This window comes from Pirellulimonas nuda (genome assembly GCF_007750855.1).
Lineage (GTDB): Bacteria > Planctomycetota > Planctomycetia > Pirellulales > Lacipirellulaceae > Pirellulimonas > Pirellulimonas nuda.
Map to the genome: position 1 here is coordinate 6,577,872 of NZ_CP036291.1, position 15,909 is coordinate 6,593,780.

15 protein-coding genes are annotated in these 15,909 nt (G+C 68.5%); 8 read left to right on the top strand and 7 right to left on the bottom strand.

Annotation, left to right across the window (positions count from 1 at the left end; all coding sequences use genetic code 11):
- Nucleotides 1-202: 202 nt before the first annotated feature.
- The 3 genes from Pla175_RS25560 (at nucleotide 203) to Pla175_RS25570 (ending at nucleotide 2,810) form a co-directional block, all read left to right on the top strand.
- On the top strand, nucleotides 203-1,423 hold the full coding sequence (locus tag Pla175_RS25560) for a SpoIIE family protein phosphatase (protein ID WP_145291906.1): 1,221 nt from the start codon (nucleotides 203-205) through the stop codon (nucleotides 1,421-1,423).
- A gap of 780 nt (nucleotides 1,424-2,203) precedes the next feature.
- Complete coding sequence (locus Pla175_RS27250) at nucleotides 2,204-2,464, top strand: CPCC family cysteine-rich protein (protein ID WP_145292348.1); 261 nt, start codon at nucleotides 2,204-2,206, stop codon at nucleotides 2,462-2,464.
- 55 nt (nucleotides 2,465-2,519) lie between these two features.
- Nucleotides 2,520-2,810 carry a hypothetical protein gene (locus tag Pla175_RS25570; RefSeq protein WP_145291907.1) on the top strand — a complete coding sequence of 97 codons (291 nt, stop codon included), beginning with the start codon at nucleotides 2,520-2,522 and terminating at the stop codon, nucleotides 2,808-2,810.
- Between the two features lie 846 nt (nucleotides 2,811-3,656).
- On the opposite strand, the gene Pla175_RS25575 is transcribed toward Pla175_RS25570, so the two are convergent.
- Nucleotides 3,657-4,646: a YhdH/YhfP family quinone oxidoreductase gene (locus tag Pla175_RS25575; RefSeq protein WP_145291908.1), complete on the bottom strand. Its 990-nt coding sequence runs from the start codon at nucleotides 4,644-4,646 to the stop codon at nucleotides 3,657-3,659.
- 10 nt (nucleotides 4,647-4,656) lie between these two features.
- Nucleotides 4,657-5,016, bottom strand: coding sequence for a 4a-hydroxytetrahydrobiopterin dehydratase (locus Pla175_RS25580; RefSeq protein WP_145291909.1), 360 nt, complete (start codon nucleotides 5,014-5,016; stop codon nucleotides 4,657-4,659).
- Between the two features lie 281 nt (nucleotides 5,017-5,297).
- Between Pla175_RS25580 and Pla175_RS25585 the strand changes: the two genes are divergently transcribed.
- From Pla175_RS25585 to Pla175_RS25600, 5 genes are all read left to right on the top strand, one after another.
- Nucleotides 5,298-6,272, top strand: coding sequence for a PSP1 domain-containing protein (locus Pla175_RS25585; RefSeq protein WP_145291910.1), 975 nt, complete (start codon nucleotides 5,298-5,300; stop codon nucleotides 6,270-6,272).
- Nucleotides 6,273-6,371: 99 nt separating this feature from the next.
- On the top strand, nucleotides 6,372-6,986 hold the full coding sequence (locus Pla175_RS26710) for a Minf_1886 family protein (RefSeq protein WP_231954077.1): 615 nt from the start codon (nucleotides 6,372-6,374) through the stop codon (nucleotides 6,984-6,986).
- Entirely contained in the window at nucleotides 6,983-7,153 is a 171-nt protein-coding gene (locus Pla175_RS26385; protein ID WP_197527158.1) for a hypothetical protein, read from the top strand. The genes Pla175_RS26710 and Pla175_RS26385 overlap by 4 nt, the downstream gene beginning before the upstream one ends.
- 43 nt (nucleotides 7,154-7,196) lie before the next feature.
- Entirely contained in the window at nucleotides 7,197-8,270 is a 1,074-nt protein-coding gene (locus Pla175_RS25595) for a prenyltransferase/squalene oxidase repeat-containing protein (protein ID WP_145291911.1), read from the top strand.
- A gap of 230 nt (nucleotides 8,271-8,500) precedes the next feature.
- The gene (locus Pla175_RS25600) at nucleotides 8,501-9,073 is read left to right on the top strand and encodes a hypothetical protein (RefSeq protein WP_145291912.1); all 573 of its coding nucleotides are present in this window, start codon (nucleotides 8,501-8,503) and stop codon (nucleotides 9,071-9,073) included.
- Between the two features lie 36 nt (nucleotides 9,074-9,109).
- On the opposite strand, the gene mutS is transcribed toward Pla175_RS25600, so the two are convergent.
- From mutS to Pla175_RS25625, 5 genes are all read right to left on the bottom strand, one after another.
- Complete coding sequence (gene mutS / locus Pla175_RS25605; protein WP_197527159.1) at nucleotides 9,110-11,857, bottom strand: DNA mismatch repair protein MutS; 2,748 nt, start codon at nucleotides 11,855-11,857, stop codon at nucleotides 9,110-9,112.
- Between the two features lie 278 nt (nucleotides 11,858-12,135).
- Nucleotides 12,136-13,125, bottom strand: coding sequence for a flagellar motor switch protein FliG (gene fliG, locus Pla175_RS25610; protein WP_315851502.1), 990 nt, complete (start codon nucleotides 13,123-13,125; stop codon nucleotides 12,136-12,138).
- Between the two features lie 219 nt (nucleotides 13,126-13,344).
- Entirely contained in the window at nucleotides 13,345-13,866 is a 522-nt protein-coding gene (locus Pla175_RS25615; protein ID WP_197527160.1) for a 6-pyruvoyl trahydropterin synthase family protein, read from the bottom strand.
- 95 nt (nucleotides 13,867-13,961) lie between these two features.
- Nucleotides 13,962-14,828, bottom strand: coding sequence for a triphosphoribosyl-dephospho-CoA synthase (locus Pla175_RS25620; protein ID WP_145291914.1), 867 nt, complete (start codon nucleotides 14,826-14,828; stop codon nucleotides 13,962-13,964).
- Between the two features lie 157 nt (nucleotides 14,829-14,985).
- Nucleotides 14,986-15,858, bottom strand: a complete 873-nt coding sequence (locus Pla175_RS25625) for an alpha/beta fold hydrolase (protein ID WP_145291915.1) — start codon at nucleotides 15,856-15,858, stop codon at nucleotides 14,986-14,988.
- Between the last annotated feature and the right edge of the window lie 51 nt (nucleotides 15,859-15,909).

The following is a 15,909-nucleotide window of genomic DNA, read 5'->3' on the forward strand; positions in this document are numbered from 1 at the left end:
ATCGGCCGCGGCCTACCGCCGCCCAGCGGCGAAACAAACTGTGCAATCTTCCCATTTTCACGCCACTTCAGGCGCCCTGGAGGACGAAGCAATCTGTGAGGCCTAGGAAGCCTGCGGACCCAGCGTGGTCTGCATGGCTCCCGCCGAACGCATTCAAGCCACGCTGATCGCCGCGAAACCCCACTAACCCCTGCGTGCCGCCGTGGATCTGACCACCACCGCCTTCGACCCGCCGACGCTGCCGTTCAGTTTGCGAGCGGCCGACCCGGCGCCCCCCGTGCGGCGCGAAGACGCGCTGTCGACCCCGCTCAGCCGCAACGACCCGTCGCACGCCGAGACGCGCCTGGCCGCCGTGATGCGTGGCGCCGCCAACGGGTTCCACGCCGACCGGGCCGAGCTGTGGCTGGTGGACCACACCAACCGCCGGCTCGACCTGGCCCAGTGGCACTCGAAGTCGGCGCCGCGGTTCCAGCAGCGGACGCTGGCCCTGGCGGCGGCCGACGTCGCGGCGATGGCCGGCGGCGCCGTGGTGCTCGAGGACCGCGCGATGCTGCGTGAGTGGGTAATGGCCGACGGCCGCCAGGCCGCGGTGTGCGTGCCGGTGGCCTCCGACGCCACCATCCACGGCACGTTGTGGATTAGCTGGAACACCCCCCGCGCTATCCCGGACGAGCAGGTAGAGCTGATCGAGATCGTCGGCGGCCGGCTGGCGGTAGAGCTAGAACGCGGCGTGGGGGGCGACCCCACCGCGGGCGCCATCTGGCTCCCCAACCGCCCGCTTGCCGAAGAAGAGCTCGACCTCTGCGGCCGCACCGACCAATCGCTCGCCGACCGTTCGTTCTACGACTGGCAGATGCTGGCCGGCGGCCGGATGCTGGCCGTAGCGGGCTGCGTTGCCGACGGCGCCGGCGCCCAGGCCGGCTTGCAACGGCTGGTGGCGCACGCGGCGCGGATCGCGTTGCGGGCCCACGCGGACCACGCGGCCACCGCGGCCGAGCTGCTCTCGGCCGCCAACCGCACGGTGTGGCAGGCCTCGCCCGGCGGCGAAGGGGCGGCCGTGTCGGTGGCGCTCATCGACAGCGAGGCGTGGCAAGTAAGCTGCGCCACGGCCGGGCCGACGCTGGCCCTGCGGACCCGCACCGGTTCGATCGAGCCGCTGGGGACCGAGGCGCCGCCGCTGGGCTGGGACGACCAGGCCGAGTTCATCACCACGCATTGCGAGCTGGGGGTGCGCGAGAGCCTGACGCTGGCCGCCGGCGGGGCGTCGCTGACCCGCCCCGGCGTGATGCGTGGGGTGCTGGCCGACCACAACCGCTTGCCGCTGGAAGCGCGTCGCACCAGCAGCGCCAGCCGCCGGCTGAGCTTGTTGTGGGACGCGATCGGGGGCGACTTGCAGTCGGCGCTGGTGATCCGCAGAAGGTAGATCACCATTGCGTGTGAGCCGGGGCGTCCCCGCCCCCGGCGCAGCGGAGTAGAACAACCCCACAGACGCAACGGGGCCGGGGACGGCCCGGCTCGCTGGTTGCTGCGTTTGCGCGTTCGCGGGCAATATCGCCACGTTGGCCGGCCCTCTCGGGTCGGCCGAACCAGCCGCCCCTCGTCAACCACGCGCAAGTCGTGTTTCACCACGTTCGCGGTGTCCGAAGCCCCGCTGATGGTCTCGCTCGACAAACCGATGCGAGCTAGGCGGAAACAGCCTATCACGCAGCGTGAAGGTTGAGATCGACACAACTCGCGGCTACACTGCGACTTACGAGGAGCGCTCGCCCGCGCGTTAGGCCGACAAACTTGCATCCTATGGATGTTACGTTGTTCATCCTATAAACAAGTTAGCAACGTGTGCGCCGTGACAAACGAGGAGTGCAAGCAGGAAGCGCAACGTCTTTCGGCAAGCTTCCCATCGGAAAAGCGAGACCGCGTGTACGCCGCCATGCTTGCCTTCAATCAGTTTCACGCAGGATTGGATGTGACCGCCACTTGCCCTGTATGCAAAGCAGCCGTCGTTGTACAAGACGTCTGCAGTGCTAGCGGTGAAGTGTGGGCGCATTCCTGCGAGTGCGGCGCGTGTTCGGGAACAATGAAGGGACTGTGACCGACTCGCCCGCCAACCAAGCGTTGCACTTGACCGGGCCGGCACTATGGTTTTTCAGGACATCACGTTCCGTGCAGCTGGCCCGGCAAGTGAACGCAGGCGTTAGGCGTGATGATCCAAAGCAGTTCGGTGTGCTGCCCCTGTTGCGGACATAGAACACTACGCGAGCGTGGGGCGTTTGAGATCTGCCCCGTTTGCTTCTGGCAGGATGACGGGCAAGACGAGCACAATGCTGCGGAAAGCTTGGGAGGACCCAATGAGATCAGCCTTTCTGAGGGGCGCAGCAACTACAAACTGTTTGGCGCTTCCCGCCGACAGGACCTTACTCACGTTCGTCTTCCACGCCCCGATGAGCGCGTCGGGGATGCCTAACTTTCCATTCAAGCCGACGCCTTAGTCGCGGCTTAACTCAAGGCGTTATCCCGCCATGCCGCTCGTGATCCCAAAGTCCGGCGCCGTGCAGTACGTACGCAGCGAGGAGGTGCTCGGGGAGATTCTTGGCCACAGCAACTTCGATGGCGAGGACTGGGCCATCGGCGACCGCCTGATCTTCGAGGACGGGACCGAATCGCGGATCAAGCAGGAGCCGGGCGAACAGTTCCATGTGTGGGATGTTCCGACACCCGCGGACTTCGATGAAGTGAAACTGGCGGTTGGCGTCGCCGACGCATCGGATTGGTCGGCACTCTTCAAGAAAATCAGCCTGTCAGAAGATTGAATCGGTCGCAACCCAGGGCGAGACTATCACTTACCGGCATGGGCCGCATGCGCGACAGGCCGCAGTCCTCCGGTCTACAGGCATCACGCTGACCCTCCTAAGACCGAGTTCTCCAAAGAACAAATGTTGTGCGCAACCTGTGACTCATTCCCAGCTCCCGTAACTAAGTTCGAGGAGTTGGGCGTCTCTGTAGAGAGACGCGGCACACTCTACCGGTGCACGGATTGCGGACATCTTCTCGAGATGATCGCCGAGGAGCGGTCGGTAAGAAAACCCGAACTCGCAGAATCGCTGTCAAATTATTTTCACGCCCAGTTCTGGCCAATTTCCGTTCCTCGCATCTACTGCAAATCATGCGGTGAGACAATCGACCTCAACGGCGCCATTCAGAACTCACCTTATTCTTGGCCGTACCTGTCTTCGTTTTGGCACGAGTGTCATGGCTGCGGCACAGGAAACCACATTCAGATCAAAAAGGGTAAAGTATCGATCATTGAGATCACTGGCGCACCGGGGCCGACTTGGGTTGTGCTATCCACTTCACGAGTTGCTGATGCCGACGTGCGAGAAGATCCGGAGTTCCTCCAAGTCTGGCTGGGAGACCTCCATAGAGCGATTCCCAGCCGAAAATGAAAACGGGGAGAACAAGTCGTCGCAGATCAACTCCCTGCCCGCCGCGAGTAGCAATCGAGATGGAGGCTCGAAATTGTCTCCCGAATTGAACGCGCGCTCTCGGCAGGGCGTGACTGGGCTCAAAGGCCAGGCAAACAAAGCACCCGCCTTCGCATACCGCCCCACACTGCCGAGGCTCCTCGACGCTGCCCGATCCACTCGTCGCTTCGGCCGCTAGCCCAGCCTCACCAGCGTGCGTCCCACCACCTCGCCCTCAAGGATGGTCTCGACGCGCTTGGGCAACTCTTCCAGCCCACACTCGGCAACCATCGACGCGGGCAAATCAACCCGCCACGGCCCCGCCAGCCGGTCCCAGATGTCGAGCCGGGGCCCGCGGGGGCACTTGGCCGAATCGATGCCGGCCAGCGTCACGCCGCGCAGAATGAACGGGTGAACGGTTAGCGGTAGGTCCTCTCCCGCGACCAAGCCGCAGCAGGCGACGCAGCCGCGGTGCTGGGTTGCGCGGACGATGGTCGCCAGCGGCTCGCCCCCCACGGTGTCGACGGCCGCGGCCCAACGCGACTTGAGCAGCGAAGCGCCCGACTCGTCGTGCACCGCCTCGCGGCCCACGACCTCGGCGGCGCCGAGCGCGCGGAGCGCCTCGGCCTGGTCGGGCTTGCCGGTCACGGCTACCACGCGGTAGCCCAGCTTCGCCAGCAGCGCAACCGCGATCGATCCAACGCCCCCCGTGGCGCCGGTCACCACCACGTCGCCAGCGTCCGGCAGGATGCCGTGCTTGTCGATCGCTGCCACGCACTGCGCCGCGGTAAAGCCGGCGGTGCCGAAGATCATGGCCCGCCGTGCGTCGAGGCCTTCGGGCATCGCGACGACCCACTCGGCCGGCACGCGGATGTAGCGCGACCAGCCGCCCCAACTGGGGGCGCCCAGGCCGTGGCCGGTGACGATCACCGCATCGCCGGCCTTATACTCACCTGAGTCGCTGTGCACCACGCGTCCCGCGGCGTCGATGCCCGGCACGTGCGGCAGGCTCCGCACCACGCCCGGGTGGGCGCGGGTAGCGAGCGCGTCCTTGTAGTTGAGGCTGGACCACTCCACCTCCACCACCACGTCGCCGGCCGGGAGCGCATCGAGCGAAAGCCGCTCAACGGCCATGGTGGGGTTTTTGGCGTCGCCGCGGACGATCATTGCGGGAAAGTCTTGCATGGGGGCCTCGCTACTTCAGGTCGATCGGCAGCCGGTCGATCTTGGCCGCGAGGATGAAGTCGTTCTCGCTCAGGCCGCCGATGGCGTGGGTCCACAGCTCGACCGACACGTTGCGGTAGCCCTCGATGTGCAGGTCGGGGTGGTGGCCGTCCTTCTCCGCGACGATCGCGCACTCCTCGAAGAACCGCAGCGCCGCCATGAAGTCCTTGGCCACCCAGTCCTTGCGGATGCGGTGGTTGTCGTGGGTGAGCCGCCAGCCCGGCAGCTTCTCGAGCTGGGCGCGGGCCTCGCCCAGGTCGAAGGGCTCGACCCCCCCTTCGCAGGGCTTGCACTTCTTCTTGGTGAGTTCGTCGGCGGTTTGGACGGCCATGGCTGGTTTCCTGGGTGGTGCGGTGTGCTCTGATTATTGCCCAACAGCAGTCGCTGGCAAACCGCTGGGGCGATCGCTGTGGGTCCAATAGCCGCCGATCTACGGTCGGCGCGTCCGCGCCCCGATTCCGGATCGAGAGGTCCACGGGGCGGCGCAACCCCGCGCCGACCGTAGGTCGCCAGCTGCTACTTCATCCCCGAGCAGCGGAACTCGACCTGTCTTCCTGGGGACCCTAGGGGTACATTCGGGGTAGGTCCTCTCCCCGACGCGGTGCGAATCCCATGCCCAAGTACGTTGTCCGCCACGGAGTCATGCGCCACCTGGGGGTGTTTTCCTCCCGGGGGTCCGACCGCTTCTCCCGCGGGCAGCAGGTGATCGCCCGCACCAGCCGCGGGATGGAGTGCGGCGAGGTGCTGTGCGAGGCCACCGAGCACGTCGCTAGCCAGATGCCCAAAGACGCCCGCGGCGGGCAGATCGTCCGCGGCGCCACCAGCAGCGACCAGATCGAGCTGCGCAAGCTCGCCGAGCAGCAGGCCGTTGAGCACGAGACGTGCCGCCAGCGGATCGAAGAGCACGCGCTGCCGATGAAGCTGATCGACGTCGAGCGGCTCTACGGCGGCGAGCAGGTGGTGGTTTACTACCTGTCGGAGAACCGCGTCGACTTCCGCGAGCTGGTGAAGGTGCTCAAGACCGACTTCCAGACCCGGGTCGAGATGCGGCAGATCGGCGTCCGCGACGAGGCGAAGCTGCTGGCCGATTACGGCGACTGCGGCAAGCCCGTCTGCTGCAACACGCACCTGTCGGAGATGCCGCCGGTGTCGATGAAGATGGCCAAGCTGCAGAAGGCGACGCTCGACCCGACCAAGATCTCGGGCCGGTGCGGGCGGCTCAAGTGCTGCCTGCGTTACGAATACGACACCTACCGCGACATCCAGCGCGACCTGCCGCGCGTGGGCGCCCAGATCGTCACCCAGCGGGGGCGGGCCAAGGTGCTGGCCCAGCAGATCCTGGCCGGCGAGCTGCTGATCCAGACCGAGGAGGGGCTGCGGGTGGTGATCGACGCGTCGGAGGTGCTCACGGTGCTCGGCAAACCGGCGGCCGGTAAACCGCAGAATGAGGGAGAATCCGGGGGGGGCGGCAGGGGCCCCGCCCCGGCAAACGCCCCGGGCGCCCGGGGGCCAAACGCGGGGGCGCAAGGGGGCGAAACCGGCGCCAACGGCGCGGCGGCGCCAGCGGACGAGGGCCCGTCGGGCTGATTTTTGCTTCGCAATCGGCGTGGTTTTGTTATTGTAGAAGAGTCCAGTCACCCGCCGCAGCCTGCCGTGGCCAACCGCGAACCATCCCCGAGCTCCGCCATGCTCGAACCGATAAATCCATTGGCGGAGCTGTTGCGGCGTGACCGTCGCTACCGCGCCGACGCCTATTTCTTCGTCTTCGACGCCCTCCGCTTCGCCCAGGACCACCTGGGGATGGGGCAAGAAGCAGCGTCGATCCCGCTGGACGACGCGCCCGACGCAGAGGCCGGCCAATCCGAAGCCGACGACGACGACTTCGACGACGCGTTCGCCGACGAGGAGTTCGACGAACACGACGATGAGGACGACGAGGACGATGACGACGACCTGATGGCCGAACTCGACGGCGTGCTGAACGATGAGGATGACGACGACGAGCACGACGGGTCCCCCACCGGCAAGCACGTCAGCGGGCAGCAGCTTTGCGAAGCGATCCGCCGCTACGCCCTCGACCAGTACGGCCTGCTGGCCAAGCACGTGCTGGGGCAGTGGGGCGTCCGCAAGACGGACGACTTCGGCGAGATCGTCTTTAACTTGATCGACATCGGCAAGATGCGTAGAACAAAAGACGACACGCGTGAGGATTTTGTCGACGTTTTTGACTTCGAAGAAGGATTGGTCAATCAGTTCCGCTTCCGTGCGCCGGAAGTCGAGGCGACCAGAGACGACCGATGAGCGCCTCTTCCCCAGCCAAGCCCGACCGGCCAGGCCAGCCAGCGCCGGCCGGCGTCCCACCGGCGGTCCGCCGGCCTCGGCAGTTGGCCCTCGCGGCGACGCTGTTGCTGGCCTGGAACCTGTTGCTGGCCTACCTTGCCTGTACGGGCCCCGCGTTTAGCGGCTAGCCCCTCCAGCGGCCCCCCCACCCAATTCAGAGAGAGCCCCACGATGCAGCGCCGTGCCCACAGCAGCCTGTTGGCCCTGTCGATCCTCGCTACCGCTGCCGCGGCGGCGCACGCGGCCGACCCGGTCGGCCGGGCCGTCTCCTACCTGCGCAGCGCCCAGGCCGAAGACGGCTCGTTCAGCCCGCAGCTCGGGCCCGCCGTCACGGGGCTGGTGGTGACCGGCCTGGTGAAGAACGGCCGCTCGCTGGAAGACCCGATGGTGGCCAAGGGGCTCGGTTACTTGCTCAAGCACGCCAAGCCCGACGGCGGCATCTACAGCGACAACTCGAAGTACCAGAATTATGAAACTTGCATCGCGATCATGACCCTCGCCGCGGCCAACAAAGACGGCCGGTACGACGACCAGATCGCCAAGGCGGAGGCGTTTGTCAAAGACCTGCAGTGGGACGAGGACGAGGCCCACGACCCGTCGAGCATGGCCTACGGCGGCGCCGGCTACGGCAGCCACCGCCGCCCCGACCTGTCGAACACCGCGTTCTTGATGGAAGCCCTGCAGGCGGGCGGCACGCCGGCCGACGACCCGGCCATGCAGAAGGCGCTGGAGTTTGTCTCCCGCTGCCAGAACCTGGAGACCGAGCACAACACCACCAAGTACGCCTCGATGGTGAACGACGGCGGCTTCTACTACACCTGCGCCGCCGGCGGATCGAGCCAGGCGGGCGAGCTGGAGGGGGGCGGCCTGCGGAGCTACGGCTCGATGACCTACGCCGGCCTCAAGAGCATGATCTACGCCGGAGTCGGCCCGGACGACCCCCGCGTCAAGGCGGCCCAGGAGTGGATCGCCAAGAACTACGCGCTCGACGAGAACCCCGGCATGGGGACCAGCGGCCTGTACTACTACTACCACACCTTCGCCAAGGCGTTGGCGACCCTGGGCGACGCCCAGCTCACCGGCGCAGACGGCGTTACCCACGACTGGCGGAAAGAGCTGACCGAGGCCCTCGCCAAGCAGCAGAACGAAGACGGCAGCTGGACCAACGCCAACGAGCGCTGGCTGGAGAGCGACCCCAACCTCTCCACGGCCTACGCGCTGGTGGCGCTCTCGTACTGCAAGTAGGGCCAAACGCAAATGACCAAACGCCAAGCCCCAGTGACCAAAAAAGTTTGGTCATTGGGGCTTGTGCATTGGTCATTCGATCAGTGGGCTCTTGGTTGACGGGTGCGGCCCGGTGGGGCGTCATGCTAGCACTGGCTTCAGCGCTCAAATCGGCGTAGCTTCCGATAACTGGCTTTGCTACTTTCCGCCCCTCGCTGACCAGACCCACCGATTTATCTAAGGGGCGACCCATGCGTGCTGCTGCCTGCTGTGCTGTTGTTCTTTGCTCGCTCGTGATGACCGGATGTGGAGGGGGCGCTGCGACCCCGCCGCAAGCCGCCCAGTCGGGCGCCCAGAAGGGCGCCCCCCAGCGGCCCACCGACCCGGCCGCCCAGGTGACCTACGACTTCCTGCAGGCCGTCATCCGCGGCGACACCGACGCCGCCACGGGGCTGCTGACCCCCACCGCCATCGAACGCTTCAACGCCACCGGCAGCCGGTTCGCCCCCCCCGGGCTGGCCAGCGCCCGCTTCCGCCTGGGCGATGTCGCCTACCCGGCCCCCGGCGCCACCGAGGCGGCCGTGCAGTGCATGGTGACCGACCAGAACGCGACCGAGGGCTCGGCCCGCGAAGAAGAGCTGGCCTGCCTGCTGAAGCAGGTGGCCGGCCAGTGGCGCGTCTCCGGCATGGCGTACGAGGTGGCTGCCGATCAGCCCCCGATGGTGCTCGACTTCGAGAAGTTCGCACCGCAGGGCGAAGCGGCCAAGCCAGCCGTCGACCCGGCGCGCACCGCCGCGGCGCCCGAAGAGACGCAGACCAAGTAGCCCGGAACACGTAAGCAAGGCGAGCGCCGTTCCGGCCTACGGGTTGCGGCGGAGCTGCAACTGCCAGGCGCCTAGCTTCACGAGCGCCTCGAGCGGGGTGAGGCCGTTCAGGTCGAGCCCGCGCAGCTCGTCTAGCATCGGGTGCTCTGCCGTCTCGAACAGCGTGAGCTGCAGCGACCCGCCCCGGGTCGGGGGCGCCACCGCCGCGGCCGCGCCGTTGTCGCTCGCCTCGAGCTGCGCGAGGATGTCGGCCGCGCGGCGGTTGACGCTCCGCGGCACGCCGGCCAGCTCCGCGACGTGGATGCCGTAGCTCTTGTCCGCGGCGCCCTCGACGATCTGGTGCAGGAACACGACCTTCCCTTGGTGTTCCTCAACGGCGACGTTGCGGTTGGCCACCCCGGCCAGCTCGCCCGCGAGCCGCGTCAGCTCGTGGTAGTGCGTGGCGAACAACGCCCGGCAGCCGACCGCGTCGTGCAGGTGCTCGGTGATCGCCCAGGCGAGCGAGAGCCCGTCGTAGGTGCTGGTGCCGCGGCCGATCTCGTCTAGCACCACCAGGCTGCGGGGCGTGGCGGTGTTGAGGATGCGGGCCGTCTCGGTCATCTCCACCATGAACGTGCTCTGCCCGCGGGCCAGCTCGTCGCTGGCGCCGATACGCGCAAACAGCCGGTCGGCGACGCCGATCACCGCCCGCCGCGCCGGCACGAAGCTGCCGAGCTGGGCCATCAGCACCAGCAGCGCGCTCTGGCGGATGTAGGTGCTCTTGCCGGCCATGTTGGGGCCGGTGATTAAGAGCAGCGAGGGGCGAGGGGCGAGCGGTGAGGACGGGACGCGCGAAGCGGATGATGTCGTCGATGGAGGGGCGCCCGGCCCCTCGCCGGTCTCGCCCCTCGCCCCTAATCCCTCACCCCTGACTTCGTCCCCGCCGCTCGCCGCTCGTCCCTCGCCCCTTTCGCGCCCGGCGCAGCGCGTGTCGTTCGGCACAAACGTTCCCTCCGGCTCCGTCACATCCAGCACCGGGTGGCGGCCCGCCTCGATGTCGAGCACGGGGTCCTCGACCACGGTGGGGCGTACGTAGCCGCGTGTCGCGGCCAGCTCCGCCAGGCCCGCCAGCACGTCCAGCTCGGCCAACGCCGCGGCGGTGGCCAGCAGCCGGCCGGTGGCGGCGGCGCAGCGGTCGCGGAGGTCGCAGAAGACGTCGTACTCCAGGTCGAACGCCCTTCCCTCGGCCGAGAGCACCTTCTCTTCGTACTCCTTCAGCTCCGGCGTGATGTAGCGTTCGGCGTTCTTGAGCGTCTGTTTCCGCTGGTACTCGGCCGGCACGCGGTCGCGGTGGGCGTGCGTGATCTCTAGGTAGTAACCGAACACCTTGTTGAAGCCGACCTTGATCTGCGGGATGCCCGACCGCTCGGCCTCGGCCGCCTGGTAGCGCGCCATCCACGCCTTGCCGCCGGCCATCAGCTCGCGGCACTCGTCGAGCGCGGCGGAGTAGCCGGCCCGCACGAAGCCCCCCTCGCGGGCGGTTAGGGGGCAGGAGTCGTCGAGCGCAGCCTCGAGCGCGCCGCGCAGCTCGGGGCAGAGGTCGACGGCCCCCTCGAGCCGCGTCAGGCGCTCGCTTGCGCGCCCGGCGAGCTTCGCCTTGAGCGCCGGCAGGCCGGCGAGCGTGCGGGCGATGGCCGACAGGTCGCGCGGGCTGGCGCGGCCGGTGGTCACCCGCGCCGCCAGGCGCTCCAGGTCGTACACGCTGCGCAGCGCGTCGCGGACGTGCTTGCGGAGCGGCGCCGTGGAGACCAGCTCTTCGACCGCGTCAAGCCGGTCGTCGATCTCGTCGACCCGCGCCAGCGGCCGGCGCAGCCACTCGGCCAGCAGCCGGGCGCCCGACGGGGTGGCGGTGCGGTCGAGCACCCACAGCAGCGAGCCCTCGCGGCGGCCGTCGCGCGTGGTGCGGGCGATCTCCAGGCTGCGCCACGCCGCGGCGTCGATCTCCAGCGCGCCCCCCGCGAAGATGGGCCGCAGCCGCTCAACGTGGGACAGCGACGCCCGCTGCGTCTCACCCAGGTACTCCAGCACGGCGCCGGCGGCCGCGAGGGCCCGCTGATCGGCGGGGCGGTTGGCGTCGAAGCCGAACCCTTCGAGCGACTTCACCCCGAAGTGCTTCTCCAGCGACGCCAGCGCCGCGGCCGCGCCGAAGGCCCACGGCGGGCGCGTGGTGCGGGCCGGCGGGCGGGGCAGCTCCGCCAGCGGCGGCAGCGCCGCGCCCTCGGGCGAGAGCAGCTCCGAGGGGTCGATCCGCGTCAGCTCGTCGGTCAGCCGCCCGGGCGCCACGGCGGTGGCGTAGAAGGCGCCCGTTGAGATGTCGACCCACGCCAGCCCGACCGGCCCCTGGGGGTCGTCCGCCGGCGCCAGGGCGGCCAGGTAGTTGCTGGCGTGGGGGTCGAGCAGGGCGTCGTCGGTGAGCGTGCCGGGGGTGACCAGCCGGGTCACCTCGCGCCGCACCAGCCCCTTGGCGTGGCGGGCGTCTTCTACCTGGTCGCAGATGGCGGCGCGTTGGCCCCCGCGGACGATCTTGGCCAGGTACTGGTCGAGCTGGTGGTAGGGGAAGCCGGCCATCGGCACGGCCTTCTCCCCTTTGTCGCGGCTGGTGACGGTGATCCCCAGCAGCTCGCCGGCGCGGGTGGCGTCGTCGTAGAACAGCTCGTAGAAGTCCCCCATGCGGAACAGCAACAGCGCGTCCCCCGCGGCCTGTTTGGCCTGGTGGTACTGCTGCATCATCGGGCTGACGGACATCTGGCTCGCGCTCCGGGAGGGGAGCGGCGATGCTAGACGATGCCGGCGCCTAGGCTCAAGTGGCGCCAATGGCGAGCAGGAGCCGGGGGGGCCGCGCGGTGGGGTGCAGCAAAGCCCCCATGACCAAGCCTGAATGACCAAGACACGAAGGACGTCCGCTTGCGCGCGTTGGTCATTCAGGCTTGGTCATTGGTCATTCAGCTTTCCGGACAACGCCGGGGGCGGGGACGCCCCGGCTCGCTGTGGGCTTGGCTGAGTGCTGAGTGCTGAACGCTCTGCTACTGCACCAGTTGCTCTTGCTCGTCGTTGTTCTTGATCTCGATCTCGCCGGAGTCTTCGAGCTCCCGCGCCTTGTCGACGATCTGCTGCTGCATCTCCTCCACCGCCGAGAGCTTCACGGCGCCGAGGTACTCCATTTCTTCCTTGAGCGTCTCCCCCGCGCGTTGCGAGAGGTTGCCCAGCACCTTCTCTTTGATCTCGGGGCTGGCGCCCTTGAGGGCCATCGCCCACTGCGCGGTCTCCACGTGCTTCATCAGCGTCTGGATGTCCTTGGCGCTGAACTTGGCGATGTCGTCGAAGACGAACATCAACCGGCGGATCTCTTCCACCAGCTCGGGGTCTTCGCTCGTGAGGTTGTCCAGGATGGCGCGCTCCACGCCGCGGTCGGAGACGTTCAGCACCGCGGCCACCGACTCGACCCCGCCGGCCACCTGGTAGCTCTGGTTCACCACCGAGGCCATCCGCCCCTCGAGGCCGCGCTCCACCTCGCGGATGATCTCGGGGTTGGTCTGCCCCATGGTGGCCATCCGCCGCACCACCGCGAGCTGCCGCTCGGCGGGGAGGCCCGCCAGGATCTCCGCGCCGAACGCCGCCGGCAGGTGCGAGAGGATCAGCGCGATGGTCTGCGGGTGCTCGTCCAGGATGTACGTGAGGATGTTCTGGCTGTCGACGTGGCGCAGGAAGCCGAACGGGAGCGCCTCGATCGACTGGCGGATGTTCTCCAGCGCGCCGGTGGCCCCGGTGCCCAGCGCCTTCTTCACCAGGTTCTTCGCCAGGTCGAGGCTCCCGCCGGCGCCGCTGGCCGCGGGGTTCGACTCCGCGAACTCGCGGATCGCCATGTCCTGCTCGTCCCCCGTGACGCGGGTCGTGCGGGCGATCTCGATCGACACCTGCTCTACCTGCTTCGGGTCGAGCCGGCTCATCAGGTCGGCCGCCTGCTCTTCCGGCAGGCTCATCAGCAGCACGGCCGCTTTGTGGATGTCCGACACGGTTTTCCCCCTCGTCACATGGTGGCGCATTCTGTAGGGGTATCGACCGGGGAGGCCCTGCGGATTGAGCCGATTGGGCAACCCGTAGCGGCGCCAGCACGGTGAGCGGCAAAGCGAGCTTGGGAGCCGGGGCGTCGTCCTTTCGGAATGGGGCCCCCGGCGCAGCGGTTTAGAGCGTCTGTTGTGGTACGCCCCATTCCGAAAGGACGACGCCCCGGCTCACCGAGGGTGGCTGAGCCGACAAACCCCTACTTGCCCGTCGCATTCGTCGACGGAGACCTCCACTGAGCAAGCGTGGATCGACTCCAGCAGCCGCTCGCCGATCCACCGGGCCAGCAGCTCGGCCGTGGTGTTGGCGATCGGCAGCAGCACGCAGTCGCTCAGCGGGAAGACCCACCGCCGGTCCTCGAACGTCGCGGTCACCTCCCGCTGGTCGGCTGCCACCCGGATCTGTGGGTGGAGCGTGGGGAGCAGCACGCGGTGGTCGAGCCCCAGGGTGATCTTCTGCACCGCGTCACGCACGGCGATGAAATCGAGCACGTAGTGGTTCTCATCCAGCGGCCCCTCTACCTGCACCTCCACGCGGTAGTTGTGCCCGTGCAGCGGCTCACAGACGTCGCCGGCGTAGGTGATGAAGTGCGCGGCGCAGAACACAAACTGCTCCTTCGCCAGCCGCACACGGTAGCTCGCTGCGATCGCGGGGTTGGGGGTTGTGGGCAGGGGGTCGGGGGAGGGGTTCATAGCGTTCCGCGGGGGCGATCGGGCAACACGGGCTAGCGACGCAGCAATCAAGATAACCATAGCAGCCGACGTAGGGTCGACGCGTGCCCACTAGTTCAGAAGCGCAGCGGCCACCCCACCCCGTCCTCCAGCAGCAGAAGGAAGAGCGCCGCCCCCAGCACGTCGGCCGTGGCCCCCGGGTTGCGGCGATGCCCGTCGGCCCGCAGCCAGAAGTCCAGCTCGCTCAGCCCCTGCTGGTAGGCCTCGCTCCCGACCGGCCCCGCGGCCAGCGCCGCGGCGGCCCTGGCGGCCGACTCGGCCGCCACGCCCGGCCCGCACTTGCGCGCGATCAGCGTGTCGGGCCGCTCGCTCATCAGCCGCACGTGCGCCTCGACGATCGCCCCCTCCAGCGGCCGGCCCCGGCCCGCGGCCGCGGCCGCGGCGATCCGGTCCGCGGCCCCCAGCACCTCGGCGTAGCCCGCGGCGTACTGCCGGGCCACCAGGTCGCGCGGCGCCGCCAGCCGCATGGCTTCGAGCAGCGTGACGGTCGGCTCGTCGGCGACGTCTTGCTCGGCGGCGGCGCCCAGCCCCCCGGGGGCCGCCAGGGCGATGGCCCGGTAGGCGTGCCGGGCGTCGTCTACCGCGAGCCCCGCCAGCACCCCCGGGAGCGATGCGCGGACGCCCCCCTGCTGCGCGGCGGCCGCGAGCGGCGCGGCCAGCAAGATCGTCCCCAGGTGGGTGTTCACCCCCACGACGCTGCGCATCGCGGCGACGGCGGCGTAGATGCCTTGGCCGACCGCGCCGGCGTTGGTCTCGGCGATCGCCGGCCCGATCGCGACCGCCGCGGTCTGCATGTCCGCAAACGTCATGTCGTCAAAGTCGGCGCCGCGGTACACGTTGCCCGGCTTGGCGGCGGTGGCCTCCCACACCAGCGCAAGGGTGGCTTGCTGCGCGATCGACAGGGGCGTCGGGGGAGTGTTCACGTCAACAACCTAATTCTGCGTTTCGCTTCTACGACTAGCCAAACGTTCAATAGCCGCCGACCTAAGGTCGGCGCGTTCGAACGAGCGTCATCACACGACGCGCCGACCCTAGGTCGGCGGCTATTGGGCGCGCACTTTGAGAACGAGGGACGCCGCGTCACAACGCAAGGAACCCCTCGATCGCCCTCAAGCACTCCTTGGGGGCGTCTTCCAGCACCCAATGCCCCGCGTCTGCGACCCGCACCGCTTGGGCGTCAGGCCAGTGCCCCAGGAACCGCTCAAGGCACCACGGCGCGAAGCACCAGTCCTTCATCCCCCACACCAGCAGCGCCGGCCGGTCGGCCAACGAGGGGAGCCCCGCCTCGATCTGCTGGAGCACGCCCCACGTCGGGTGGCCGGGGCCGGCCGGGATGTCTTCTACAAAGTCGTACACCGCGCGACGGTGGTCCCAGGTGTCGTACGGCGCCACGTAGGCGGCGGCTACCAGCGGGTCGAGCCCGTCGCGCCGCGCGAGGGTCATCTGCAGCGCCGCCAGCGAAAACAGGTTCAGCCCCTGCACCGCCATCCGCCCCAGCACCGGCGTCCGGCACACGGCGATGCGCGCGGGGATCTTGGGGGGGGGGAAGGCCCCCGTGTTGAGCAGCACGATCCGCTCGAACCGCTGGGGCGCCCGCAGCGCCGCGCCCAGGCCGATGGCGCCCCCCCAGTCTTGGGCCACCAGGGTCACGCGCCGCAGGTCGAGGTGTTCAACGAGCGCCGCCAGGTGGTCGACCCGGTCCGCCAGACGGAAGCTTTTGGCCGGCTTGTCGCTCAGCCCGCAGCCCAGGTGGTCGGGCGCGACGCAGCGGAACCGATCGCTCAGCGCCGTTAGCAGGCTCCGCCAGTGGAAGCTCCAGGTCGGGTTGCCGTGCACAAACAGCAGCACCGGCGCGTAGCGGGGGCCGATGTCTACGTACTGCATCTGGTCGCCCGCGATCTCGAACCAGTGCGGATCGAACGGGTAGAGCGACATCCAGGAAGGGGAGGGCATAGCACAGGCGGGGTCGATCTAGAAGCACAAAGGTGACGCGGGAGCCGCGGC